Origin of the sequence: Nocardia barduliensis (assembly GCF_013315795.1) — a bacterium.
Classification (GTDB): Bacteria; Actinomycetota; Actinomycetes; order Mycobacteriales; family Mycobacteriaceae; genus Nocardia; species Nocardia barduliensis.
Genome location: NZ_JABLTE010000060.1, coordinates 1 through 23,331 on the forward strand (window position 1 = coordinate 1; position 23,331 = coordinate 23,331).

Sequence of the window (23,331 nt, forward strand, 5' to 3'; positions counted from 1 at the left end):
TGCCCACCCCACCCGGCCCGGTCAGCGTGACCAGCCGCGCGGTGGCGACGGCGTCGCACAACTGCGCGAGGTCGGCCTCGCGTCCGATCAGCTCGGTGCGCGGCGCCGGGATGTTCGAGCTGCGCCGCCGGGTGACCACGGTCTCCGGTGGCGGCGCGGCGAGCGGCAGCTCCTGGGCGAGGATCGCGCGGTGCAGCGCGGCCAGCTCAGGGCCCGGGTCGATGCCGAGTTCGTCGTCGAGACGCCTGCGCAGATCCTGGTAGCCGTCCAGCGCCTCGGCCTGCCGTCCCGCGCCGTACAGTGCGCGCAGGTGGGCCGCGCGCAGCCGCTCGCGCAGCGGATGGGCCGCCACGGCCGCCGTGAGCTCGCCCGCGACCTGCCGGTACTCGCCCAGTGCCAACCGCGCCTCGGCCAGCTCCTCGACCGCGACCAAACGCTGTTCCTCGAGCTGGGCGATGGCGGGCTGCGCGAAGGGCGCGTCGCGGAAATCGGCGAACGCGGGGCCACGCCAGACAGCGACCGCCGCCGTGAGAGCCCGGACCCGCTCGGCGGTGTCGGTCGCCGCGCGGGCGGACGCCACCAAGGCGCGGAACTCCTGCGCGTCGGTATCGGAGGTGGCCAGCCGATACCCGGGTGGCGGGGAGATCACCAGGTCCCGGCCGCCGGGTTCGGCGTCTTCGAGCGCCCTGCGCAGTTGCGAGGCCTTCGCGGCCAGGGTGCCGGCCGGATTCCCGGGCGGGTCATCGGCCCAGATGTCATCGATCAGCCGGTCGCCGGACACCGGTTGGCCGGGGGTGACCAGCAGGTCGGCCAGCAGTGCCCGCACCTTGGCCCCTGGAATCGGCACCACGGCCCCCGCATCGGTCCACACCGTCAACGGACCCAGCACCCCGAAACGCATGGGGGCAGCCTATGTGAGCGGTATCGGAGGGCGACCGCAAACAAATCGGAAGGTGGTGAACCCACAGTGGGTGCACCCGAACTCCCGAAAAGAGGTCAGCGATGAAACCGCCCACCGCCCCAGTGGCCGCTACACCGACCTGTCGCGAAGCAGGCCCAGGGGAGAAGACGCCCGCGGTCGCCGGCGTCCCGGACGACACCCCGCCGCGGGACATGCGATGACCGACGCGAATCGAATGCGGGTGGCGCTGATCGTGGGCAGCACGCGCGCCGGCCGTTTCGGTCCCACCGTGGCGGATTGGTTCGCCGGGCGGCTGGTCCGCCGCCGTGAGGTGGACCTGGACCGCATCGATCTCGCGACCGCCGCGTTGCCCGACCGTTTGGCCGACCACGACGAGCAGGCGCCGCCGACGGTCCGCGCCCTCGGCGAACGGCTGGCGGCCGCGGACGCGTTCGTCGTGGTCACTCCGGAGTACAACCGCAGCTTCCCGGCGGCGGTGAAGAATGCCCTCGACTGGTTCGACGTGGAATGGGCGGCAAAGCCCGTCACGGTGGTGGGGTACGGCGGCGACGCCGACGGCGGCCACGCCGCCGCCCAGTTGCGTCCGGTCTTCGGCGAACTGAACGCGGTGCCCATCCGGCGTACCCTCACCATCACCAAGGCTTGGCAGCGCTACGCGAGCGACGGCAGTTGGCCGCGCCGCGACCCGGAATTGGACGAGGCCGTGGACGGTGTGCTCGACCAGCTGCTGTGGTGGGCGAGCGCTTTGCGCGAGGCACGGGCCAAGAGGCCGTTCGTGCGGTAGAAAGCTTGCTCGGACGGTGTCCGTTCCCAGCGACGGAGCAACCGTAAACAAATCGTAAGGCGCTACCAGCAGAGTCGTTCTCGGCAGCGACACCAGCCGCCCCGGCGACCGCCGGACGTCATGAGAGGAACACCATGGGCACCATCGCAGTTCACGAGTTCATCGCACTCGACGGGGTGTACGAGGATCCGTCCTGGACCTTCGAGTACGGATTCGACCCGAAAATGGGCGAGACCCTCGGGGCGATCACTTCCGCGTCGAAGGCGATCCTGCTCGGACGCACCACGTTCGAGATGTTCGCCCCGGCGTGGTCGACCCGCACCGTCGAGGACGATCCGGGCGCGCCGTTCTTCAACGACACCACGAAGTACGTCGTCGGTGCGCGGGAGCCGCAGGTGGAATGGGCCAACAGCACCCGCATCGGCGCTTACGACCCGGAGGTCATCCGCAAGCTCAAAGACGAGATCGACGGCGTCATCTACATCAGCGGTAGCGGCACGCTGGTGCGGGCGCTGCTCGCGGACGGTTTGGTCGACGACCTGCACCTGTTCGTCTACCCGATCGCGCTCGGCAAGGGCAAGCGCCTGTGGAGCGACGGCGTCGACGCGACCAAACTGGCGCTCAAAGAACACGAGGTCTACGCCAACGGCGTCGTCCATCTCGATTACGGCCCGGCCGCGGCCTGATGCGCGCGCAAGGGCGGCCCGTTCGGGCCGCCCAGGCGGGTCCGGTAATGCCGATCCGTCAGCGTCTTCCGGTGCAGTACCCCTCGGGGGTGTACTGGCAGGGGCGCTCGTTGCGTCCACGGTAACCGCCGTGGTTGCTGCTGCGCGCCCGCTCGCCGACCCCGGAGCCGCGCTTGTCGGCAGGGTCGTGGGAGTACCGGTCCGCTGTCGTCGTGACGAAGGATTCCGGCGCGGCGACGGCCGCCGCCGTCACGACCGCCCCGCCGATCAGCGCCGATGCCACCACTCGACGTACTGTCCCGCGCTTCCTAGTGTTCTCCATAGTGTCATCCCGTCAATTAACGTGCCGTCATATAACGATACATTGATTGGTGATGCGATCCCGAGTAGTTATGTCCCCAGTGGTGGGAAGGATGCGTAGTGCATACGGCCTGGTCGCAGGGGTTGGGGAGATCTGCGCGGCGAGCGTAGGTCTTGTCCCCTGTATAACGTACCGTTGAACAGGTCATCTAATCCGCAGTCCTGCGGCCCTCGGGTTCGCGCGAGTTCCGCGACGGCCGGTCCGCCGAGACGCGTCGCCCGGCTGAGACGAGGGAGCGCGCCAGTCACTGTCGCGGCGCTTGCCCGGTTCAGCCGACTACTGCCGCGCTGCGCCTACGTCGTGGGCTCGGCGCTTGTGATTCCAGCGGCCCGGATCGGCCTCCAGGGCCGAGCGGTCCCAGCGGCCGAGTTCGGCGGCCGCCACGTACGTCGTGTCGAGGAACTCGAGCAGCGCCGATTCGGGCGCTTCGGCAGTGCGAACTGCCTCGTACGGCAGGAGGAACTGCCGATATTCCTTGCTGTAGAAAGCTTCGTCCGGGCCGACCCGGTAGTCGGCGAAGCCGCCGGGCTCCGGGTACGCGTAGGCGTAGAAGGCGCCTTCCGCGCCGCCGCCCGGCCAGAATCCGCAACTGCTCAGCTCGTGCGAGTAGCCCTCGACCATCACCCAGTCGCCGCAGTTCGGGGCGCCGCCCGGGTGCTCGGGAGCGGCCCGTCCGGAGAATCTGGTGCACGCGAGATCCATCGCTCCCCAGAAGAAGTGCACCGGGCTCACCTTGCCGAGGAAACGGGAGCGGAACAAGTGCATGACGCGATCGGCGGCGATCAGTTGCCGCCAGAACAAGGTGGCGGCCGCGGCGTCATAGGAGCGGTGCTCGTAGTCCTCGGCGAACGGAACGGCGGGCTCGACCTCGTTGGGCCTGGCCTGGATGTGCACCGGAATCCCGAGTTCGCCCAGTGCCTCCACGGTTTCCCGGTAGAACACCGCCACCGGCTTGGGTTCGAGCGCCACCTGGCGCGTGCGGCCATCACTGGACCGGATGTGCAGCCGGTGGTCGAGGAAGTCGAATTCGATATCGAAACAACCCGTCGAGTGCGGAATGGCGGAGGTGGTCAGGCCCCTGGGGCTGACGTAGAAGGTGACCTGCCACCAGTGATTGACCAGCGGAGCGCGCGAGAGCCTGATTTTGCCGACGATCTGCGTCCACATATGCAGCGTCTCGCGGGTCGGAGTCCAGCTGTCGACGCGCAAGGCGGGCCAGGGTTGGGGCGCGGCGTCCGTTCCTGTCATTGCTGCACCTCCATTCTTTCCGGAATTCTCGGTGCCCCGAACGCCGCGCACCGGCGTATCCAGACCCAGCGCGGCGTTCCTGCACGCTCAAACTACCCGGCGAGCAGTGCTCGGAAGCTCTAATGCGGGCAAATAGCGATCATCTGGCAATGCTGCGGAGCGCGCTCCCGATGCGGTTCTTCGGCGGGCTGGGCCGACGTGCCGGAACGCACGACCGCCAGGCGACGCTTCAGTGTCGCCGTGGCCAACTCTCGTGCGCGGCCCCCATGCCCGGTAGCGGCAGCGCGGCTCCGTGGTCGGCCGACCGGGCGGCACGGCGGGAATTCGGATCCCACACCATGGCCGCGGCCGCGCCGCCGAGCAGAACCAGGACGATGGCAACGATTGCCACCCACAGCAGTACCACCGCTATTTCTCCAGTCATTCCCGTCCGCTCCATATGGCTCGTTATGCCCAGGCGGACAATCGCTTTCGTGTTGCGAGCATTCTTTACACGCCGGGCTATCGGCGCGAATCGACACGCGAATTCTGTGGTGGGACAACACGGTGACTCCCTCGGGTTTGGGATACGTCTGGTAACGCATAATTTCGCGGACCGGACGGCGGCAGGAACCTCGGATGTCGATGCGCGAAATCGCGGATCTGATCGAAGGATCGGTGCGGGTGCTGCACGGGCGGAGCCGTTCGGCGAGCGGGGGACGTGTTCGCCGCGCTGGAGCGGTTCCAGGGGCAAGGACTGCTCGTCCTGGTGATGGACATCCTGCTGGAACGGCGATTCACCTGTCGATTCGAGCTCACCGAGCATTCGCAATACGCATAGCGACAGAAATTTCCGGATCAGCTACGGGAGTTCACCGCCTCGGCTGATGTCGATCGCGATGACGACGATTTCACCGAAAGGCTGGAGCAGGGATATGTCCATCCCCCCGGATCTGCGACGCTGAAACTCGGCTCCGGTTACCCGGCCCGGTCGGGCCTTCAGAGGCCGAGCAGGTCGGCGGTCTCCTCGGCGAGGGCGGGGCCGAGGGTCGTGCCGCGGTCCCCGGAGCCGGTGATCACCCAGACGCGGCGGTCGGCGCGGGCGCGGGTGACCGGGACGTCCGGGTCGACGCTCTGGCTGTACGTGCTTGCCCAGCGCCGCGCGATCGGCGGAAGCTCGCGACCCAGCAACTCCTCGGCGACAGCGGTGAGGTGTTCGTACGGGGCCTCGTCGACGTCGAAGGCGAACGGCTCGGTGTATTCGTGGGTGTCGCCGATGGTCAAACCGCCGTGCAGGCGCTGCACGCACAGCAGTCGCATCTTGTGCTCGGCGGCTGTCGCGGTCTGCGACTGCTCCCGGTTCAGCGCGTCCACTTCGGGGCCCGCGAAGCCGGGGTAGTAGCGGAATGTGTCGCCGTCGGCGACGGCCGTGGTGAGCGGTTCGCCCAACGAGGCGGTTTGCATCATCTGCCGCCGGACCCGCCGCACCGGAAGCGTTCCGGCCAGTTCCCTGGTCAGGCCGGTGTGCGCGGCGCCGGGGCAGACGAGCACCAGGTCGGCGTCGAAGACCCGGTCCTGGTCGTCGCGCACCCGCGCGCCGGAACCGGTGTCGGTGACCGCCCGCGCCTCGACGCCGGGATGGAAGGTGTAGCGATCGCTAGCGGTGAGGTAGGCGCGCAACGCGGGCAGCAGCTGTCGTGGCTCGATGACGGCGTCGGTCGAACAGTGCAGTCCGGCGCGGAATTTGCCGCGTAGCGCGGGGTTGACGGCGCGCACCCGCTCGGGGTCGAGTAGTTCGAAGCCGCGCGCCTCGGCCTCGGCGCCGGCCGCCGCGGCCTCGGCGACCGCCAGCTCATCGGCGGTGTGCACCAGGGTGAGCGAGCCCACGGGCCGGAATCCGACGCCGGGCACCTTCCCGCCGAGCTCCTGCCACGACATCCGCGCGCGCAGGGCGAGTTCGAGTTCCGTGGCCGACCGCCCGGACACCCAGATCAGGCCGAAGTCGCGCACGGTCGCGCCGCGGGGCTCCGGTTCCCGTTCCAACTGCACTACTTCGTGTCCGCGGCGGATCGCAGCCGACGCGTGCGTGGTGCCCAGGATGCCGCCTCCGATGATCACCAATCGCATGGTTCCAAGGATCGACAACGGGCCTCGGCTGATCAACGGTTCTCGGGCGAACGCCAGGTTAACGCGGCGGCCGCGGTATGGCGGCGATCGGATCGCCTCCCTCGGCTCCGCCAGGGCGACCGGTCGCCCGCGCCGGCGCGAACTTTGCTGTGACCTGCGGTTGTGGGCCATGCCACATCGGGCGGGAACCCGGCAGCTCCAGACCTTTATGGTCGACCGTTCATGTCGCGGACGGCCGCGTTCGAGTTGACGCTTTGAGAGAATGAAACTTAGGGTCTCTCATGTCCTCAGGGGGTGCTGGTGGGTGCCCACATTATGACCCGGAAAGTGTTGTATGACAACGGAATTCGTGGTTCTGGAAAATACCCGGCGGCATCTCGGCCGGGCGCGGGCGCAGCTGGGCAGCCTGCTCGGTGGGCTGGTGGAGCATCGCTCCGAGGGCGCGCGCCTGTGGACCACCGACGGTCGCGAATTCCTGAACTGCGGTGGCTACGGCGTGTTCCTGCTCGGCGCCCGCCACCCTCGGGTGGTGGACGCGGTGACCGAGCAACTGAACCGTCATCCGGTCGGCACCCGCGGCCTGCTCGAAGCAGCGGCGGCGGGCGCGGCGGCGGCCTTGGCCGAAGTCGCTCCGGCGGGACTGACCAAGGTCTACTTCGCGGGCGCGGGTACCGAGGCCACCGAGGCGGCGCTGAAGATGGCCGCGATCCAAGGACGGACCCGGCTGATCGGGGCCGCGGGCGGCTACCACGGCAAGACCCTCGGAGCGCTGTCGCTGACCGCCAACGACACCTACCAGGGACCGTTCCGCGGGCTGCTGCACGGTGCGTCCCGGGTCCCCTACGGTGACGCCACCGCACTGGAGGAGGCGCTCGGCCGCGACGGTTCGGACGCCTGCGTGGTGCTCGAACCGATCCAGGGCGAAGGCGGGGTGATCGTGCCGCCCGCCGGATACCTGGCACAGGTGCAGCGGCTGTGCCGCGAACGCGGGGCGATGCTGGTCCTCGACGAGATCATGACCGGGCTCGGCCGGACCGGCACCTGGTGGCGCGGCGAGATCGAGCGGATCACCCCCGACGTGCTGCTGGTCGGCAAGAGCCTCGGCGGCGGCGTGCTGCCGGTCTCCGCCGCGATCGCCACCGAGCAGGCGTACGCGGCCTTCGACGCCGATCTGTGCCTGCACACCTCCACCTTCTCCGCGGCCCCGCTCGGCATGGCCGCCGCGGCGGCGACGCTGGCGGTGCTGCGCGAGGAGGACCTGGTGGGCGCCTCGGCGCGCATCGGGGCCCGGCTGCACACCGCCCTCACCGAGATCCGTGACCGCACCTGCCCGCGTCAGCTCGTCGACATCCGGGGCGCCGGCACGCTTTTCGGCCTCGAGTTCGCCGACGCCGGACTGGCGGGCGAATTCCTGCTGGAAATGCTCGACGCCCGGGTGATCGTCAACCACTCGCTCAACGCGGGCCCGGTGCTGCGCCTGACCCCACCGGCCACCCTGCAGCCACTCGACGAGGCATGGCTGCTGGAGGCATTCGACAAAGCTTGCGTGCGCCTGGCGGCCCACGCGAACTGACCTTTCTGCGAGGAGAAGTCGTGAAGATCTTCGTCACCGGCGGCGCCGGTGTCGTCGGAGTACCGCTGATGCGGATGCTCAGCGCCCGGCACGAGGTCGTGGCGCTCACCCACAGCCGTCCCGTCGCGCACGCCTCGGCCGTGGTGCGCGGCGACATCACCGCGCCGGGACTCGGGCTCGACGCCGGAGACACCGAGATGGTGCTCGACGGACTCGATCTCGTCGTGCACTGCGCGGCGAGCGTCGATTTCGCCGCGGGGACCGAGAAATTGCACACCGTGAACGTCACCGGCACCCAGCGGGTGCTGGATCTGGCGGCACGTGCCTCGGCGCGTGTGGTGCACGTCAGCACCGCGTTCGTCGAACTCGATCCGCCCGAGGACGTCACCGGCGGCCACGCCACCCTGCGTCCGGGCGAATACCTCGCCGCCAAACGGGCCGGGGAGGCGGCGGTCCGCGGTAGCGGCCTCCTTTACACCATCGTCCGCCCCTCTGCGATCGGTGGTCACTCGAAGACCGGCGCGATCACCGAATATCAGGGTGTGCACAGCATCTCGCGCGCGATGCTGCGCGGATCGGTGCCGCTGTTCCTGTGCGCGGCCCAGGCGCGCTACGACTTGGTGCCGTGTGACGTGGTAGCCGGGATGATCGCCGCGGTGGCCGACGCGCAGGACGCGCCGGAGGTCGCGTGGGCCACCATCGGCCCCACCGCGATCACCGCCCACCGCCTGCTCGAGATCTTCGACGAGATCGCCGCGGAATACGGTCTGCCGCATCGCAGTCCGCGCCGCGTCGATCCCGAGATCTTCCAGCGGCTGCTCAAACCCGCGTTCTTCGACGACCTGCGACCCGCCGAGAAGACGAAGATGGCGAATTTGATGACCACCCTGGCCGCGCTGTTCCAGCCCGATCCGATGCCCACCTCGCTGGGTGCGATCCCCGGTGCGCCGCAGGCGTATTCGGCGGAAGACGCGGAAGAGGTCATGCGCATCACCTACCGCACGGTGATCGCCCGCGAGAACATGGCCTGCGCGCGCACTGCCGCGCACGGGCGCAGCGAGGTGATGGTCTGATGGCCGAGCGTACCGTGGCGGTGCGGGCGACCGTGCGCGATGTCGATCCGGACGCGGTGTTCGCGCGCCTGCGCGACTTTCCCTCCTACGCCGAGCACGCCGAGGTCGTCCGGGACATCACCCTCGACGTCGACCCGCACGGCACCCAGGTGAGCAGCTGGTCGGTGTGGTTCCGCAACGGGCTGCTGCAGTGGACCGAACGCGATGTCGTCGACGAGGTCGCGCGCGTCCTGTCGTTCGAGCAGATCACGGGTGACCTGGCGCGATTCGACGGCGCTTGGCAGGTGACGACGGACGACGACGCGGTGACGGTGCGGTTCGACGCCGTCGTCGACCTCGGCATCCCGTCGCTGGCCGACATGCTCGATCCGCTGGCCGAACGAGCCCTGCGCACCAACACGACCGAGATCCTGCGCGGCTTGTTCGGTCCGGATATCGAATTCGGCGGGCAGGCATGAGCGCCGACGGTGCGCGGCCGACCCGGCTGTACGAGGCGGTCGCCGCCGCGATGGACGCCGCACCCGATGCCAGGGTGCTCACCCTGCGGGAGACCCGCACTTTCGCCGACCTGCGCGTGGCCGCCGCCCGCCGCGCCGAGCTCCTCGACCGCGTCGCCCCGCGCGGCGGCAGTCGGATCCTGCTGACGCTGGGCAATCACCCCGACTACATCGCCACCCTGCTGGCCGTGTGGTCGCGTGCGGACCTGCCCATCCTGGCCGACCCGAGCCTGGGGCGGGCCGAGATCGACACGCTGGTCCGGGGCTGCGGCATCGATGCCGTGGTGCACGCCCCCACCGACGGAGATTCCACCGGATCGGTGACGCTCGACGACCGGTCGGTGGCGGTGGCGACCGGACGCACCGGTGAGCGTCCCGCGCTCGCGCCGGAAACCGAGCTGGGACGGCTGACCTCCGGGTCCACCCGGGCCCCCGCCTGCATCGAATTCTCCGCACGCGCCGTGCTCGCGGCGGCGGAAACCTGGTCCCGCGCAGCCGAATTGACGCGTGCGGACCTGAGTCTGTGCTTCGCGGGCCTCTACAACGGCCTGGCCTTCAACACGACGCTGATGCCCAGCCTGCTGACCGGCGCGAGCCTGGCCCTGCCCGGCGGCATGCCCAGTGGCGGTGCGATCGTGCGCCACGTCACGACGCTGCGTCCCAGCATCCTGGTGGCCTTTCCCGCCGCCTACGAGCGGCTCACCGACTATGCGGACTCCGCTCTGCCGGAGCAGGCGCGGGAAGCGTTGCGCGGCCTCCGGTTGCGGCTGTCGTCGGCGGCGCCGCTGCCCGCCGCGGTCGCGGCGCACGTGACGGCGCTGTCGGGCCCGATCTCGGACTACTACGGCATCGCCGAGACCGGGCCCGTCACCTTCGCCGACGGCAGCAGGCCCGAAGGGAACGGCATGTTGCTGCCCGGCGTCACCGTGGACTCCCGCCCCGGCGCGGACGGCGTGGAGGTGCTGCACGTGCGCACGGCTTCGATGGGCACCCGGTACCTGAACTACCCGGGGGAATTCGAGCGCGCGATCGCCGCCGACGGTAGCTACGTCACCTCCGACACCGGTTCGGTGGTGGACGGCGAACTCTTCCTCGGCGGCCGTGCCCAGCCGGTGCTGGACATCGGCGGACGCAAGTTCACCGTCGAATCGGTGAGCGACGCCATCCTCGCGCACCCCGACGTGATCGACTGCCGGGTGCTCGCGCTGACCACGCCGAGCGGCCGCGCCTGCGTGGGCGCCGCCGCGCAGACCCGCGCCCCGCTCGACGCGGCGCGGCTGCGCGGATTCCTGCGCGAACGCCTCGCCGACTACAAGGTGCCCGAGGTGCTCGTCACCGTCGGGGAACTGCCCCGCGGCGCCACCGGCAAGGTCAAGGCGTCGGCGGTGCGCGAGCTGCTCATGCACACATTCCAGCAACCGGTCACGGGAGGCCGCTGATGTCCGAGGTAATGGCGGATTCGCTCACGAAGACGGTCGCCGATCTGGTGGCCACCGCGACCGACGGAACGGTCGACGCCGATACCGCGCAGCGCTCCGAGCAGACGTTCGCCGACGCGGGGATGACCTCGCTGGCGTTCCTGCGCCTGGTCGACGCGCTGGAGATCCGCTACGGCGTGGAGATCGATCTGGAGAACGATCTCGACCACCTGCGCACGGTCACCGCGATCGTGGCCTACCTGAGGAACCAGGGTGTCGAGGACGCCTGACCACCCGGTCGCGGTGGTCGGCGCCACCGGCCGCCTCGGCCGGGCGGTGGTGGCCGCCTGCGCGGCGGCCGGTGTGCCGGTGCTGACCGTCGCCGACTCCGCCGGATGGACGGTCGGCGCCGGAATGCCGGGCGTGGTGATCGACGCCAGCAGACCTGCCGCGCTCGACGCGGTCGCCGCCTACTGCGCGCGGACCGGGGCGGCGTTGCTGTCGTGCGTGTCCGGGCGGCCCGACACCGCCGAAGCGACGTTCGCCGAACTCGCGCAGGAGATTCCGGTCATGATCGCGGCCAACCTGAGTCCCCTGCACTGGTTGCAGGCCCGGGCCACCGAACTCGCGGCGGGCTTGGCCGCCGCGCTGGTGCCGGACGCGGAGTTCGCGGTCCTCGACCGTCATCCCACCACCAAGCTCGACGCGCCCTCGGCCACCGCGCGGAACCTGGCCGCCCTGCTGCCGGAAGGCGCCACGGTCCTCGCGCAGCGCTACGGCCCGCCGGTCAGCGACCACCAGGTGGTGATCACGGCGGTGGGGGAGAGCTGGGAACTCAGCCACCGCGTCCGTGACCTGCGCGGCCCCGCCGCCGCAGCGCTGTCGCTCGCGGCGTGGCTGGAACGAGCCGCCCCCGGCCGGTATACGGCGGCCGAGGCATTCGCCGAACTCGCGGGAGCGGCGACATGAGCGGGGCGGCCGGGGGAGTGGAGGTGCAGCGCCGAGGCGTCGGCGCGCCGGACCCCGCGCAGGGCGCGAGCGCTTCGGAATCGGCGACGGCGGCGCGGATGGACCGTTTGCGCGAACTGCTCGACGGTTGCGCCGAGACCGTGACCGAGCACGAGCGCGCGGGCCGCTTCCCCGCTGAGCTGTTCGGCCGGATCATGGCGACTGTCCCGGCCGAGCGGGTGATCGCGGAGGAACCGGGAGCGGTGCGCGAGTTCTGCGCGAACGTCGAGGTCATCGCCGAGAAATGGCTCGCACTCGCCGAATCGGTGCATCTGCAGACCTTGGTCGCCCGCACCATCGCCCGGCACGGTCGGCCGCAGGCGCGGGCCGCGCTCGTGCCGGAGCTGGTCACCGGCCGGATGGTGGGGGCCAACTGTGTGAGCGAGCCCGCGGCCGGATCCGACATGTCCGCCATCGAACTCGGAGCCGAACGGACCGACGGCGGGTTTCGCCTGCTCGGTACCAAGACCTGGGCCGGGCACGCGCCGGTGGCCGGCGTGTTCGTCGTCTACGCGCGCACCAGTGACGCCGGACTCGGCGGCCTGACCTGCTTCGCCGTCGACGCCGCGACCTCCGGTGTCACCGTCGCGCCCGCGGCGAGGAAGCACAGCGCCGCCGCGCTGCCCAGCGCCGACATCGTCTTCGACGGGGCCGAGGTACCCGCCGATCGCGTGCTCGGCCGGGTGAACCGCGGCGCGCGGGTGGCCGACGACATGTTCACCCAGGGCCGCGTCGGCTTGGCGGCGTGCGCGGTGGGGCTGTCCGAGGCGGCGCTGCGCCGGGCCACCGCCTACGCGAAGACCCGAATCCAGTTCGGGGTGCCCATCATCCGCCACCAAGCCGTCGGGCACCTGCTCGCCGACATGGCCACCCAGCTCGCCGCCGCTCGCCAGTTGCTCTACCGCGCGTGTGCGGAGATCGACGGGGGCGGACCCGAGGCGGGGCTGCTGGCCGCCCAGGCGAAACTGTTCGCCACCGACACCGCCATGCGGGTGACCACCGACGCCGTCCAGATCCTCGGGGCTTCGGCCTACCTGCCCGGCGAGGCGGCGGAGCGGTGGATGCGCGAGGCCAAACTCCTGCAGATCATCCAGGGCACCAACCAGATCCAGCGCAACGCCATCGCGGCACGACTATGAGGACACTATGACTTCCGCATTGGTGATCCAGGCGGCGATCGGTGCGCGAGCACTGTCGTCCGGGGGCCACGACGACTTCAACCAGGGCCAGATCTCGGTCCGCAGGCCGGGACAGGATCGCTTCGCCATCAAGGGCGCGCTGGTCGGCTTCGACGAGGCCGCTCCCGCCGATTTCGTCGACGCCGCGGTCGACGCCGCCGAGCCGCCGGACCCGCAGGCGCCGCCGGAACTTCCCCTGCACCAGGCGATCTACGCCGCTCGCCCGGACGTCGCGGGCATCGTGCACAGCCACGCCCCGGCGAGCCTGGTGTTCGGCGCCCTCGACGCCGAGCTGGCGCCGCTCAGCCACGAGGGCGCGCTGCTCGGCGGCGAGGTGCATCGCTTCCACGACACCAGCAACACCGTGCTCACCCTCGACGTCGGCGCCGCGATCGCCGAGACCCTCGACGACGGCGTCGGGGTGTTCCTGGTCAACCACGGCAGCGTCGTCGTCGGCCGCAGCGTGCGCCACGCGGTGGTCTTCGCGCTGATGCTCGAACGCGCCTGCCGGCTCCAACTGGACGCGCTGGCCAGCGCCCGGCCGTTCTCGACCTCGAACGCCCTCGATGTCGCCGCCAAGCGCGACTACATCTTCGCCGACCTCTCGGTGCGCTCCTACTGGGAGCACACCCGCAGACGGGTGCACCGCGCGCACCCGGAGACCGCGGAATGGAGCTGACGTGCAGATAGCCGGAGTCGGCCTGGCCTGGGGCGATGTGATCCATCCTCCGCTGCCGCAGACCGTGGGCATCGAACCGCTCACCGGTCCGGTGGCAGGCGCGGTCGGCCACGTGGACCGCTTGATCGGTCGCCGCCGCGACGGATCCCGTTTCGTGCCCTCCGCCGGGGCGACCTACCCCTACGAGATCCTGCTGGCGGCGCCGGATACCGGTGCGATCGCGTTGCTGGACCCGGCCCGCAAGCAGTTGGTGGTGCGCGCCGACACCGATTTCACCACCGACGCCGACGATTACCTGTGCCTGCTGGTCGGGCGACCCTGGCTGTCCATGCGCAAATACGGCGCGCGCGGCTACCTCTACCACTTGATCGACGCCGGTCACGCCCTGTTCTCCCTCGCGCTGCTCGACCGCGAGGACAGCGCGGCCGACCGCTTCACCGACGGTTTGCCGGGTACCGGCCCCGGTGGTGCGGCGGGCGATGTGCTCGCCGCGGGACTGGTCCGCGCGTTCGTCCCGCACGACGGGGAGGCCGACGGCTGGCGGCTGGTCACCACCTCGATGCCGCGAGTGCAGATGGGCCGCAACGAGTTCGAGCAGTGGGCCGACCGCCTGCGCCCGCCGGGCCCACCGCAGCCGGTGTTCTTCGACCGCGCGGGCGAGTTGCCCGGCAATCTCGCCCGGTTCATCCCGATCCGCCGCTCGGCGGCGGCCTTCGGCACCGGCGCCCCGCCCGGCTACGACCTCGACACCGTCGTCGAGGGCGCGCTCGAGATCGCCGCGGCCGCCCTGAACCGCTTGGGATTGCCGATGCCGACGGTGCATCTGGTGGGCGAATTGTCCGCCGGGGCGGCGTTGCCCGCCGGCGACCTGCTGACCGGTCTGGCCGGACAGGAGCATCTGCTCGGCGCGGAGGCGTTCGTCGTCTTCAGCGCTCCCGCCAGCGAAGACGACTCGACCATCGACGCAGGCCGCCAAGCGTTGCTGCTCGGCGCCGGAGTCGTCGGACAGGTGCTCTACCTCGTCGCCGCCCGGCACGGTGCGGGCGTCACGGGAGTCGGGGGACTCGCGCCCGAGTACTGGAACCGGGCCCTGCCCGCCGGACGCCAGACCCTGTATCTGACCGCCCTCGGCAGGCCGGTGGGCGGGGAGAAATTCGATGCCCTCTACCAGGGCGCCCACGGGTGAACCGTGACCAGAAAGGTTGAGATGACGACCGTGACGATGCCGTCGAACGTCGCCAAGCATCAGCGGGCCGCCGCCGCGCGGGTGCTGGCCGACGCCTTCGCCGACGACGCGATCTGGCGGGACGTGCGCCCGAAGCGGCCGAGCCGCGCGGCGAAGGCGCTGTACTGGTTCTTCCGGGCCGAGGTGGAGATCTGCGCGCGCCTCGGCGGCTACCTGCAGGCCACTTTCGGCGCCGACCAGCAGCCCGCAGCCGTGCTCATCGCGTACGAGCGCACCGGTCCCCGGTTCCCGCTGTGGGTGTGGCTGTTCCGGTTGCCCGCCATCGCGCTGCTCGGCCTGCCGCGCACCGTGCTGATGGCGCGGATGCTGGCCAAGGTGGAAGCCGCCCATCCGACCGAACCCCACTTCTACTTCTGGTACGTCGGTGCCAGGACGCTCGGCGGCGGCGCGGCGCTGCTCAAGCGCGTCATGCGGGTGGCGCGGGCCAAGGGCCTGCCCGGCTACGGGGAAGCCAAGTCCCGGGACGTGGTGCAGATGTGCGAGATCCTGGGCTGGCAATCGCATCCGCCGATCGAGATCGGAGCCGGGCACAAGGTCACGCCCGTCTGGTGGCTGCCCGCCGTGGAGGGGAAATGACGTCCACCGGCACTCCCGGCACCGAGACCGGGGACAACGGAGTACTGGTCCGCATCACCGGAGCGTGCGCGCGAGCGCCCAGAGTGGTGCTCGCCGTCGCGGGCATCGCCTTCGTCGTCTTCGGCATGCTGGGCTCGCTCGTCACCGACCGGCTGACCTCGGGCGGCTTCGTCGACCCGGACGCCGAATCCTCGCATGCCGCGAACGTGCTGGCCGCCGAACACGGCGTCGCGCACATGCAGCTGATCTTCGCCGTCGACGCACCCGGCGGCGCCAGCGCGCCCGCGGCACGCGCGGTCGCCGAACGGATCGGCGCCGACCTGCGGCAGGACGACCGGGTGAGCACCGTGACGTCCTGGACCGAACCCGCCGGCGCCGCGCTCGTCAGCCGTGACCACCGCACCGGCCTGGTGATCGCGGGCTTGGACGGCGACGACGACACCGCCCAGCGTGCCGCCCGCGAGCTGGCCGAACGTCACACCGGCGAACGCGACGGCGTCCTCGTGCGCGCGGGCGGCCAGGCGATGGCGTTCGATGAGATCAACGCAGCCGCTTCCCGCGACCTCGTGCTCGCCGAGGGGATCGCCGTGCCGTTGACCTTCCTGCTGCTGGTGTTGTTCCTGCGCAGCGTCATCGCCGCCGCCGTGCCGGTGGTGGTGGGCGTGCTCGCGATCGTCGGCACGACCGGCGTGCTGTTCGTACTCACGCTCCTGACCGAGTTGTCGGTCTTCGCGCTGAACGTCACCACCGCGCTCGGTCTGGCGCTGGCCATCGACTACTCGCTGTTGCTGATCGGCCGCTACCGGGAGGAGATCAGTCGCGGCCTGTCGCACGAGCAGGCCCTGTCCTCGGCCATGCGGCACGGCGGCCGCGCGGTCGTGTTCTCCGGTGTGATCGTCGGCACCGCGCTGATCGGCCTGTGGGTGTTCCCGATGGCGTTCCTGCGGTCGATCGGCTACGCGGGTGTCGCCGTCGTCGTGCTGTCCATCGTGCTGGCGATCACCTGTGTGCCCGCGCTGCTGGCCCTGTTCGGCCCGCGCATGAACCGCAAACCGCAGCGTGAGGCCGCCCCGGCCGAGACCACCCGGCTCTACCGCATCGCGCGCGCGGTGCAGCGGCGTCCGCTGCTGGCCGCGCTGCCCGTGCTGGCGGTGCTGCTGCTGGCCGGCTCGCCGGTCCTGGACCTGCGGGTCGGTCTGCCCGACGACCGGGTGCTCTCCACCGAGGCGCAATCGCGCGCGGTCGGTGACCGAATCCGGGACGGGTTCGACCAGAACATCACCGGCACCGTGCACGTCGTCGTCACCGGCGCACCGGCCGAGCGGCTCGGCGAGTACGCCGCGCGCTTGTCGCGCGTTCCCGAGGTCACCGCGGTCACCGGCACCGCAGGCGTCTACGTGGCGGGATCGGCGGCCGGGCCGGCCATCGGGGTCGTCGGGTCCGACGGCTCCGCGCACCTGACCGTCGCGACGACCCTGAACCCGTATTCCGATGCGGGCCGCGGCCAACTCGACGCGATCCGCGCCGTCGACGCGCCCGGCGACATCCTCGTCGGCGGACTGGCGCAGCAGACGGCCGACACTTCGGCAGGCATCTCCCGCGGCTTCGCGATCGCGCTGCTGTGGATCGTGGTGACCACGGTCATCCTGCTGTTCCTGCTCACCGGCAGCATCGTGTTGCCGGTGAAAGCGCTTGTCCTGAACACCCTTTCGCTGTCTGCCACGTTCGGCGCACTGGTGTGGGTCTTCCAGGAGGGCCATCTCGCCGGCCTGGGGACGACGGCCACCGGCTACACCGTCGCCACGGTCCCCGTGCTGCTGTTCTGCGTAGCCTTCGGGCTGTCCATGGACTACGAGGTGTTCTTGCTGTCCCGCTTCACCGAGGAATGGGAGCGCTCTCCGCGCACCCGCGGCGACGTCGACACCGCCGTAGCCGTCGGCTCGGCCCGCTCCGGCCGTGTCGTCACCGCCGCCGCGCTGCTCATGGCGGTCGTCTTCGTGGGCATCGCCACCAGCGAAGTGTCGATCATGCGCGCCCTGGGCGTCGGCCTGGCCCTGGCCGTCATCCTCGATGCCGTGCTGGTCCGCACCATCCTCGTCCCCGCCGCGATGCGGATAGCGGGCACCGCCAACTGGTGGACCCCGCGGTGGCTGGCCCCGGTGCTCGCCCGGGCGAGGCTGCGCGAATGAAAAGCGCTCCGGTGGACCGCGATTCCCTTCTCGGCCGCTACCTCGGGGACCGCCGCTTCGCCCTGACCTTGCCCCGCGCGGTCGGGTTGCAGATCCTGCATCCGGCTGTCGCGGCGGCCATCGTCGCGCACGCGCCGAGCAGTTTGTGGGCGCACAAGAAGCGGACCGTGTCGCGGATGATCTACCTCGCGTACACGCTGTGCGATCCGCATCCGGCGATCCTGTACGGGCACGGGCTGGTGCACGGCGTCGACAGCCGGGGCAAGCGCTACAGCGGCCTGACCCCCGAGCTGTTCTTCTTCCAGCACGCGACGTACGTCGACACCCTGTACGCGTCGATCGAAACCTTCGACCGCCCCCTTGACCTCGCCGAGAAGAAGACGCTCTACGGGGAGTGCTGCGAGTGGTATCGGCGGTACGGGATCTCCGCGCGGCACATGCCGCGGACCTGGGCGGACTTCAACGATTACCTGAAAGCGACCTGCGCCACCGAACTCGCCGTCACCCCGGACAGCGGCAAGCTCGCGCCGGAACTGCTGCGCCCCGACGCCTGGGTGCCGCGGGCACTGCCGGACTTCGCGGTGCGGACGTTGCTGCACGAGCGAACTCGGGAGCTGCTGCGGATTCCTGTCCGGCCCACGGATCGGGCGGCCGCGGCCGCTTACGCGAATGTCGTGAAGACCGGCATGCGCGCATTGACCCCGCGAGCCCGATTGGTGCCCGCGGCTCGGCCCTGACGCGCATTCCGCGAGCCGCCCGGCTGTCGTGTGACCGGAGAGTAACTTGTTCCTCCTGAGGTGCGTTCGGGATCGCTGGTGGACCAGCAGTGAAGGCCGGATTCGCTGCAAGTCGTCAGGTTGAAGTACTTCGAGACGAACTGTCGCACCCCGTCGTTTTGTTCTCAACTTCCGGAATGTACGTTAACATCCAAGAAACTGGGAGCTGTACCGAGGTCGGCCGTGACATTCGCGGACGGCGGCGATCGGCGGCTCTCTCCTCCTCTATGTGTCTGGCGCAGTGAATTCGAGATGGCGATCCCGCGAAACGTTCGACATATCCATATCGAATCCGGCGCTCTGGTCCTGGATTACCAAGCCTGCGCCGAACAGGCCGAGAGTGTGGCCGAGGTCTTGGCGAGCACTCATCCCGAGTTCGTCGTCACGATCGATGACGACGTCGATGTCGGGTTGCCCGCCCTGCCGTGTGGCGGCCTGTGGGTTTGAGGTCGCGGCGACCGGCCGAGTATGTCACTCGCTCCGCATTCGCCTCGAGGCAACCTCCCGGAAGTGATTGACGGCGGCTGCCCTCAGTTCTAATGTGATGGCACTTGCCATCACTTTCGAAAGGCGGCATCGCCATGCCCCTGTTCAATCCGAAAACCGATACCTTCGAGGAGTTCGATCCCGCTAGCAGGGCTCGGCTGCGGTCGGTGGTCGACTTCTTCGAGACGAAGGGCAAACAGGCGCTCACCAGCGACGCGCAGCGGGCCGCGTGGTACGGGGATTGGATGGAGTTCCTCGCCGAGAGCCGCATCATCGCCTACATGGCGACACCGCGGTCGAGCGCGGGCGGGGACCAGGACAAGCGCTGGGACACCGCGTTCATCTCCCGGTTCAACGAGATAACCGGCTTCTACGGACCGCAGTACTGGTACGCCTGGGGTGTTTCCACCCTCGGTCTGGCCACCATCTGGCAGAGCGCCAACGGCAAGGCGCACCTGCGCGCCGCCGAGGAACTCGACCGCGGCGGCATCATCGGTTTCGGGCTGTCGGAGAAGGATCACGGCGCCGACATCTACGCCACCGACATGCTGCTCACACCCGACGGGGCGGGCGGGTTCACCGCTACCGGCAGCAAGTACTACATCGGCAACGGCAATGTGGCTCGCATCGTGCCGACCATCGGCAGACGGACCGACCTCGAAGGTCCCGACGCGTACGTCTGGTTCGTCGCCGACAGTCAGCATCCCAACTACCGGCTGGTGAAGAACGTCATCCACGGGCAGAACTTCGTCAGCGCCTACGACCTGACGGACTATCCGGTATCCGCCGACGACGTCCTGCATGTGGGCCGCAAGGCATTCGACGCCGCGCTCGCCGCGGTCAACTGCGGCAAGTTCAACATCGGCATGGTCGCGCTCGGCATCGCCGAGCACTGTTTCTACGAGACGGTCAACCACGCCTCGGCCAAGATCCTGTTCGGGCACCCGGTCACCGACTTCGCGCAGGTGCGCCAGATCCTGTCCGACAGCTACGTGCGCATGAACGCCATGCGCCTCTACCACGAACGGGCGATCGACTACATGCGGTGCTCGACGCCGGAGGACCGCCGCTTCGTGATGTTCAACTCCATCGGCAAGATGAAGGTCACCCGGGAGGCCGAGCGCGTCTTCCGCGAGCTCTCGGATGTCATCTCCGCCAAGGGTTTCGAGAAGGACACCTACTTCGCGATGGCGCGCGGCACCATCGACTCCATGCCCCGGCTGGAGGGCACGGCGCATGTGAACATGGCGCTCACGCTGAAATTCATGCCGAGCTTCCTGTTCGAACCGGCCGAACTGCCCCCGATTCCGGTACGGCGGGATCCCGGTGACGACGAGTCGCTGTTCCGGCAGCCGGGCGCGGCCGGATTGAGCAAGGTTCGCTTCGCCGACTGGCGGCAGGCATACGCGCCCTATCGGCACCTGCCGAACGTGGCGCTGTTCGTCGAGCAGGCCGAGCGGTTCACCCGATTCCCGGTGCAGGCGCCGCCCACCCAGGCCCAGCTCGAGGATCTGGACTACCAGCTGGCGGTGGGGGAGTTGTTCACGCTGCTGCCCTACGGCCAGCTCATCCTGGAGCAGGCCGCGATCGTCGGGACGTCCGACGACCTGGTGGATTCGATTTTCGAAGTGTTCGTGCGGGACTTCTCCGCGTACGCGCTGGGGGTGTTCTCGAAGGCGTCCTCGACGACCGCTCAGCAGGACTGGGCCCGGGATGCCCTGCGCAAACCGATCATCGACCAGCAGCGCACCGCGCGTCTGCACGACGAGGTGCTGAGCTACGCCGGCGCGTTCGAGATGAACCCGTAGTCGAGGTCCTGGCCGTTCAGTAGAGAATAGCCATCAACATGCGGTGTCGTTCGAAGCGTTGATAGATGCTCTGTACTGGATAGATCGGCGTAGCGTCGGTGGAAGTCACCGGTAGGACTTCCCTTCAGGGAAGAATTATGACTAACATAGCGCTTCGGGTCCCCTTGGTTCGCCGGTGCGGTCGGACACCTGCGGTACGGCAGGTGTCCGAGCCCGCGGCGGGCGGCGCGGATCGGAGCGAAAGGATGCATCGACGCATGCTCAAGAAACTGGACCGAATACTCGGTTACGAGATGAAGGTTTCCGAGTTCCTCGGCACCCTCGTCATCATCGGTGTTCCGTATGGGCTGGTCGGGGTGATCTGGACCCTGACGCACACCAGTCACCTCCGCGATATGCACGGCCTCGATCTGGTCGTGTCGTTCCTGGGGTCGATCGTGTGCTGGCCGGTGCTCACCTTCTCGAATGTGTGCATGACCTGATGATGGCTCTGGTATGGCTCATCGACGTTCTGGTGATCGTGGTCAAGATCCTCGGTGGGCAGATGAAGGTCAATCCCGTTCTCCGCTTCGGGCTCTGGGTGGCTGTGCTCGGTCTGCTGGCGGCGGGCTGTGTGGTGCTGGTGGCCCTCGTGGTGCTGCTGCAACGTTGGCTGGAAGGTCTGTCCTAGGCGTCGGCTGCGACTCGTACGTCGCCGACAGAGGCGAAGAATAGTTAGTTACTTACTGATTTGCTCTCTTTTCGCGTGATCCGCCACCACTCGGCATAGAGAGCATATATGCAGCTCAGCGCCTACTACGGTAAGTGCTGATGTGTCGGCAGCGAGGTGGCGGCTGGCAGCAAGAACGAAATACTCGATCACTTATCACTTGTACGACGTCTGTGATGTGTGCAACACTGCACACGCTCCGCACCCCAGAAGGGGCGGCCGCCGGCGGCGGACGGGAAATCGGAAAGGAACGGCCACCGGTGACTGCCTCGCTGCGAACACCAGCCGACGAGCGACCGCCAAGGGAACCGGGCGAGCTCGAGAAGATCATCGGCAGCGCCTCGGGATTGTGGCGACGCCACCCCCAGCGCTCGCTGGAAACGCTGGGCCGCCAGGTCACGTTGGGCCGCGAAGCGATTGTGCAACTGTTCGTCTCGCTGGTGCGGGGACGGTTTCCCTACCAGGAGTTCATCAAGCAGTGCGCGTTCATGGCCAACGTGTCGGCGGCGCCGACGGTGTTCGTGGCCATTCCGATCGCCGTCGTGGTCTCCATCCAGGTCGGCGCTCTGGTGAACCAGGTCGGCGCGACGACGTTCATCGGCGCGGTCGCGGGCTTGGGCATCATCCGGCAAGGCGCGCCGCTGGTCTCGGCGTTGATGGTCGCCGGTGCGGTCGGTTCGGCGATCTGCGCCGATCTCGGGTCGCGAACCATCCGGGAAGAGATCGACGCGATGATGGTGATGGGAGTCGACCCGGTCCGCCGCCTGGTCGCACCCCGCCTCGCGGCGGCGGTGCTGGTGAGCGTATTGCTCTGCGGTTTCGTGGTTTTCGTCGGTTTCGCGACCGCGTACATGTTCAACGTGTACGCCCAGTCCGGGACGCCGGGCTCGTTCATCAGCTCGTTCGCGTCCTTCGCGGTGGCTGACGATCTGATCATCGCCTTGGTCAAGGCCGCGGTCTTCGGGGTGCTGACCGCGGTGATCGCCTGTGACATCGGCTTGCACGCGCACGGTGGCCCAGGGGGCGTGGCGAACGCGGTGAACTCCGCGGTGGTCAGCTCCGCGCTGATGCTGTTCGCCACCAACATCATCCTGACCCAGCTGTACAACACGCTGTTCCCCGCGAAGGTCGTGTGAGGATGGCGAGCAGTTACACGCCCCCGGCGCTGAAACCGCTGCACACCGTCGGGCAAGCCGCACTCGGGCCCGTTCGCGCCAATCAACGCGTAGGGCATCAGGCCATCACGTTCTTCCAGGCCCTGATCGCCATCCCGTTCGTCCTCAAGCACTATCGCCGGGAGGTGGCCCGGCTCACCGCCGATGTCGGCTGGGGCAACGGCTCGCTCATCGTGGGTGGCGGCACGATCGGCGTCGTGGTCATCCTGTGCGCGTTCGGCGGCATCATCGTCGGGATGGAGTCGTTCACGGCTCTGAACCTGCTCACGATGTCGCCGCTGACCGGCGCGATCTCCGGTTTCGCTACCACCCGTGAGCTCGCGCCGATCCTCGCGACCCTGGCTTTCGCGATCCAGGCGGGATGCCGGTTCACCGCCCAGCTGGGCTCGATGCGGATCTCCGAGGAGATCGACGCGCTGGAGTCGATCGCGATCCGCCCGCTGCCGTATCTGATCAGCACGCGCATGATCGCCTCGACGCTGACCATCATCCCGCTGTACAGCATCGGCTTGGCGACCGCGTACCTGACCACCAAGCTCACGGTGGTGTTGCTGGGCGGCACCGCGGCAGGCACCTACGATCACTACTTCTTCCAGTTCCTGATCGGCACGGACGTCTTCTTCTCGCTGCTGAAGGTCGTCGTGTTCGTGATGCTGTCGACGTTCATCCAGTGCTACTACGGCTACGTCGCCACCGGCGGCCCGGAAGGCGTCGGGGTCGCGGCCGGACGCGCCATCAAGATGGTGATCGTCGTGATGGTGTTCGCCAATCTCTTTCTGACGCTGACCATCTGGGGCATCGATCCCGGATTCCGGATTTCGGGGTGAGACGAC

25 protein-coding genes are annotated in these 23,331 nt (G+C 69.1%); 20 read left to right on the forward strand and 5 right to left on the reverse strand.

The window, feature by feature from the left end; genetic code table 11:
- The coding region (locus HOV91_RS23790; RefSeq protein ID WP_174187617.1) for an AfsR/SARP family transcriptional regulator at positions 1 to 901 on the reverse strand (901 nt) is incomplete at its 3' end.
- A 217-nt stretch (positions 902 to 1,118) separates the two neighbouring features.
- On the opposite strand from HOV91_RS23790, the gene HOV91_RS23795 reads away from it, so the two are divergent.
- Both HOV91_RS23795 and HOV91_RS23800 read left to right on the forward strand, forming a co-directional pair.
- The gene (locus tag HOV91_RS23795; RefSeq protein WP_174187618.1) at positions 1,119 to 1,706 is read left to right on the forward strand and encodes an NADPH-dependent FMN reductase; all 588 of its coding nucleotides are present in this window, start codon (positions 1,119 to 1,121) and stop codon (positions 1,704 to 1,706) included.
- Between the two features lie 134 nt (positions 1,707 to 1,840).
- Positions 1,841 to 2,392 (forward strand): dihydrofolate reductase family protein, encoded by a 552-nt coding sequence (locus HOV91_RS23800; protein WP_174187619.1) that lies wholly within the window; start codon positions 1,841 to 1,843, stop codon positions 2,390 to 2,392.
- Positions 2,393 to 2,450: 58 nt separating this feature from the next.
- Here HOV91_RS23800 and HOV91_RS23805 read toward each other — a convergent pair whose 3' ends face one another.
- The 4 genes from HOV91_RS23805 to HOV91_RS23820 form a co-directional block, all read right to left on the reverse strand.
- Complete coding sequence (locus tag HOV91_RS23805) at positions 2,451 to 2,678, reverse strand: hypothetical protein (protein ID WP_174187620.1); 228 nt, start codon at positions 2,676 to 2,678, stop codon at positions 2,451 to 2,453.
- 351 nt (positions 2,679 to 3,029) lie between these two features.
- The gene (locus HOV91_RS23810) at positions 3,030 to 4,001 is read right to left on the reverse strand and encodes a DUF5996 family protein (protein ID WP_174187621.1); all 972 of its coding nucleotides are present in this window, start codon (positions 3,999 to 4,001) and stop codon (positions 3,030 to 3,032) included.
- A 229-nt stretch (positions 4,002 to 4,230) separates the two neighbouring features.
- Complete coding sequence (locus tag HOV91_RS23815) at positions 4,231 to 4,425, reverse strand: hypothetical protein (RefSeq protein ID WP_174187622.1); 195 nt, start codon at positions 4,423 to 4,425, stop codon at positions 4,231 to 4,233.
- A gap of 554 nt (positions 4,426 to 4,979) precedes the next feature.
- Positions 4,980 to 6,107 (reverse strand): TIGR03364 family FAD-dependent oxidoreductase, encoded by a 1,128-nt coding sequence (locus HOV91_RS23820; protein WP_174187623.1) that lies wholly within the window; start codon positions 6,105 to 6,107, stop codon positions 4,980 to 4,982.
- Positions 6,108 to 6,441: 334 nt separating this feature from the next.
- Between HOV91_RS23820 and HOV91_RS23825 the strand changes: the two genes are divergently transcribed.
- The 18 genes from HOV91_RS23825 to HOV91_RS23910 all read left to right on the forward strand — a co-directional run bounded on the left by HOV91_RS23825 (position 6,442) and on the right by HOV91_RS23910 (position 23,325).
- The gene (locus HOV91_RS23825; protein ID WP_174187624.1) at positions 6,442 to 7,680 is read left to right on the forward strand and encodes an aspartate aminotransferase family protein; all 1,239 of its coding nucleotides are present in this window, start codon (positions 6,442 to 6,444) and stop codon (positions 7,678 to 7,680) included.
- 20 nt (positions 7,681 to 7,700) lie between these two features.
- Positions 7,701 to 8,753, forward strand: a complete 1,053-nt coding sequence (locus HOV91_RS23830) for an SDR family oxidoreductase (protein ID WP_174187625.1) — start codon at positions 7,701 to 7,703, stop codon at positions 8,751 to 8,753.
- Complete coding sequence (locus tag HOV91_RS23835) at positions 8,753 to 9,211, forward strand: SRPBCC family protein (RefSeq protein WP_174187626.1); 459 nt, start codon at positions 8,753 to 8,755, stop codon at positions 9,209 to 9,211. The genes HOV91_RS23830 and HOV91_RS23835 overlap by 1 nt, the downstream gene beginning before the upstream one ends.
- A complete protein-coding gene (locus HOV91_RS23840; RefSeq protein ID WP_174187627.1) occupies positions 9,208 to 10,689 on the forward strand; it encodes a class I adenylate-forming enzyme family protein in 1,482 nt (493 codons plus the stop codon). Before HOV91_RS23835 ends, HOV91_RS23840 begins: the two co-directional genes overlap by 4 nt.
- The gene (locus HOV91_RS23845) at positions 10,689 to 10,958 is read left to right on the forward strand and encodes an acyl carrier protein (protein ID WP_174187628.1); all 270 of its coding nucleotides are present in this window, start codon (positions 10,689 to 10,691) and stop codon (positions 10,956 to 10,958) included. The genes HOV91_RS23840 and HOV91_RS23845 overlap by 1 nt, the downstream gene beginning before the upstream one ends.
- The gene (locus HOV91_RS23850; protein ID WP_174187629.1) at positions 10,942 to 11,637 is read left to right on the forward strand and encodes a dihydrodipicolinate reductase C-terminal domain-containing protein; all 696 of its coding nucleotides are present in this window, start codon (positions 10,942 to 10,944) and stop codon (positions 11,635 to 11,637) included. Before HOV91_RS23845 ends, HOV91_RS23850 begins: the two co-directional genes overlap by 17 nt.
- Positions 11,634 to 12,815 (forward strand): acyl-CoA dehydrogenase family protein, encoded by a 1,182-nt coding sequence (locus HOV91_RS23855; RefSeq protein ID WP_174187630.1) that lies wholly within the window; start codon positions 11,634 to 11,636, stop codon positions 12,813 to 12,815. Before HOV91_RS23850 ends, HOV91_RS23855 begins: the two co-directional genes overlap by 4 nt.
- Positions 12,816 to 12,822: 7 nt before the next feature.
- Entirely contained in the window at positions 12,823 to 13,533 is a 711-nt protein-coding gene (locus HOV91_RS23860; RefSeq protein ID WP_174187631.1) for a class II aldolase/adducin family protein, read from the forward strand.
- 1 nt (position 13,534) lies between these two features.
- Positions 13,535 to 14,719, forward strand: coding sequence for a nitroreductase family protein (locus HOV91_RS23865; protein ID WP_174187632.1), 1,185 nt, complete (start codon positions 13,535 to 13,537; stop codon positions 14,717 to 14,719).
- A gap of 21 nt (positions 14,720 to 14,740) precedes the next feature.
- Positions 14,741 to 15,355 carry a hypothetical protein gene (locus HOV91_RS23870; protein WP_174187633.1) on the forward strand — a complete coding sequence of 205 codons (615 nt, stop codon included), beginning with the start codon at positions 14,741 to 14,743 and terminating at the stop codon, positions 15,353 to 15,355.
- Complete coding sequence (locus tag HOV91_RS23875; RefSeq protein ID WP_174187634.1) at positions 15,352 to 17,544, forward strand: MMPL family transporter; 2,193 nt, start codon at positions 15,352 to 15,354, stop codon at positions 17,542 to 17,544. Before HOV91_RS23870 ends, HOV91_RS23875 begins: the two co-directional genes overlap by 4 nt.
- A complete protein-coding gene (locus tag HOV91_RS23880; protein WP_174187635.1) occupies positions 17,541 to 18,281 on the forward strand; it encodes an oxygenase MpaB family protein in 741 nt (246 codons plus the stop codon). Before HOV91_RS23875 ends, HOV91_RS23880 begins: the two co-directional genes overlap by 4 nt.
- A gap of 291 nt (positions 18,282 to 18,572) precedes the next feature.
- Positions 18,573 to 18,767 (forward strand): hypothetical protein, encoded by a 195-nt coding sequence (locus HOV91_RS23885; RefSeq protein ID WP_174187636.1) that lies wholly within the window; start codon positions 18,573 to 18,575, stop codon positions 18,765 to 18,767.
- A 134-nt stretch (positions 18,768 to 18,901) separates the two neighbouring features.
- A complete protein-coding gene (locus tag HOV91_RS23890; RefSeq protein WP_174187637.1) occupies positions 18,902 to 20,614 on the forward strand; it encodes an acyl-CoA dehydrogenase family protein in 1,713 nt (570 codons plus the stop codon).
- Positions 20,615 to 20,871: 257 nt separating this feature from the next.
- Positions 20,872 to 21,096, forward strand: coding sequence for a hypothetical protein (locus HOV91_RS23895; RefSeq protein ID WP_174187638.1), 225 nt, complete (start codon positions 20,872 to 20,874; stop codon positions 21,094 to 21,096).
- On the forward strand, positions 21,096 to 21,284 hold the full coding sequence (locus HOV91_RS23900; RefSeq protein WP_174187639.1) for a hypothetical protein: 189 nt from the start codon (positions 21,096 to 21,098) through the stop codon (positions 21,282 to 21,284). The genes HOV91_RS23895 and HOV91_RS23900 overlap by 1 nt, the downstream gene beginning before the upstream one ends.
- A gap of 299 nt (positions 21,285 to 21,583) precedes the next feature.
- Positions 21,584 to 22,459: an MlaE family ABC transporter permease gene (locus HOV91_RS23905; RefSeq protein WP_438822687.1), complete on the forward strand. Its 876-nt coding sequence runs from the start codon at positions 21,584 to 21,586 to the stop codon at positions 22,457 to 22,459.
- Positions 22,460 to 22,461: 2 nt separating this feature from the next.
- Complete coding sequence (locus tag HOV91_RS23910; protein WP_174187641.1) at positions 22,462 to 23,325, forward strand: ABC transporter permease; 864 nt, start codon at positions 22,462 to 22,464, stop codon at positions 23,323 to 23,325.
- Positions 23,326 to 23,331 lie beyond the last annotated feature (6 nt).

What these genes read in the sequence shown, in the direction of transcription:
- HOV91_RS23795 (WP_174187618.1), top strand. Translation starts at nt 1,119, where the DNA reads ATGACCGACGCGAATCGAATGCGGGTGGCGCTGATCGTGGGCAGCACG.
- HOV91_RS23800 (WP_174187619.1), top strand. Translation starts at nt 1,841, where the DNA reads ATGGGCACCATCGCAGTTCACGAGTTCATCGCACTCGACGGGGTGTAC.
- HOV91_RS23810 (WP_174187621.1), bottom strand. Translation starts at nt 4,001, where the DNA reads ATGACAGGAACGGACGCCGCGCCCCAACCCTGGCCCGCCTTGCGCGTC.
- HOV91_RS23815 (WP_174187622.1), bottom strand. Translation starts at nt 4,425, where the DNA reads ATGACTGGAGAAATAGCGGTGGTACTGCTGTGGGTGGCAATCGTTGCC.
- HOV91_RS23820 (WP_174187623.1), bottom strand. Translation starts at nt 6,107, where the DNA reads ATGCGATTGGTGATCATCGGAGGCGGCATCCTGGGCACCACGCACGCG.
- HOV91_RS23825 (WP_174187624.1), top strand. Translation starts at nt 6,442, where the DNA reads ATGACAACGGAATTCGTGGTTCTGGAAAATACCCGGCGGCATCTCGGC.
- HOV91_RS23835 (WP_174187626.1), top strand. Translation starts at nt 8,753, where the DNA reads ATGGCCGAGCGTACCGTGGCGGTGCGGGCGACCGTGCGCGATGTCGAT.
- HOV91_RS23840 (WP_174187627.1), top strand. Translation starts at nt 9,208, where the DNA reads ATGAGCGCCGACGGTGCGCGGCCGACCCGGCTGTACGAGGCGGTCGCC.
- HOV91_RS23845 (WP_174187628.1), top strand. Translation starts at nt 10,689, where the DNA reads ATGTCCGAGGTAATGGCGGATTCGCTCACGAAGACGGTCGCCGATCTG.
- HOV91_RS23855 (WP_174187630.1), top strand. Translation starts at nt 11,634, where the DNA reads ATGAGCGGGGCGGCCGGGGGAGTGGAGGTGCAGCGCCGAGGCGTCGGC.
- HOV91_RS23860 (WP_174187631.1), top strand. Translation starts at nt 12,823, where the DNA reads ATGACTTCCGCATTGGTGATCCAGGCGGCGATCGGTGCGCGAGCACTG.
- HOV91_RS23870 (WP_174187633.1), top strand. Translation starts at nt 14,741, where the DNA reads ATGACGACCGTGACGATGCCGTCGAACGTCGCCAAGCATCAGCGGGCC.
- HOV91_RS23875 (WP_174187634.1), top strand. Translation starts at nt 15,352, where the DNA reads ATGACGTCCACCGGCACTCCCGGCACCGAGACCGGGGACAACGGAGTA.
- HOV91_RS23880 (WP_174187635.1), top strand. Translation starts at nt 17,541, where the DNA reads ATGAAAAGCGCTCCGGTGGACCGCGATTCCCTTCTCGGCCGCTACCTC.
- HOV91_RS23885 (WP_174187636.1), top strand. Translation starts at nt 18,573, where the DNA reads ATGGCGATCCCGCGAAACGTTCGACATATCCATATCGAATCCGGCGCT.
- HOV91_RS23890 (WP_174187637.1), top strand. Translation starts at nt 18,902, where the DNA reads ATGCCCCTGTTCAATCCGAAAACCGATACCTTCGAGGAGTTCGATCCC.
- HOV91_RS23895 (WP_174187638.1), top strand. Translation starts at nt 20,872, where the DNA reads ATGCTCAAGAAACTGGACCGAATACTCGGTTACGAGATGAAGGTTTCC.
- HOV91_RS23900 (WP_174187639.1), top strand. Translation starts at nt 21,096, where the DNA reads ATGATGGCTCTGGTATGGCTCATCGACGTTCTGGTGATCGTGGTCAAG.
- HOV91_RS23910 (WP_174187641.1), top strand. Translation starts at nt 22,462, where the DNA reads ATGGCGAGCAGTTACACGCCCCCGGCGCTGAAACCGCTGCACACCGTC.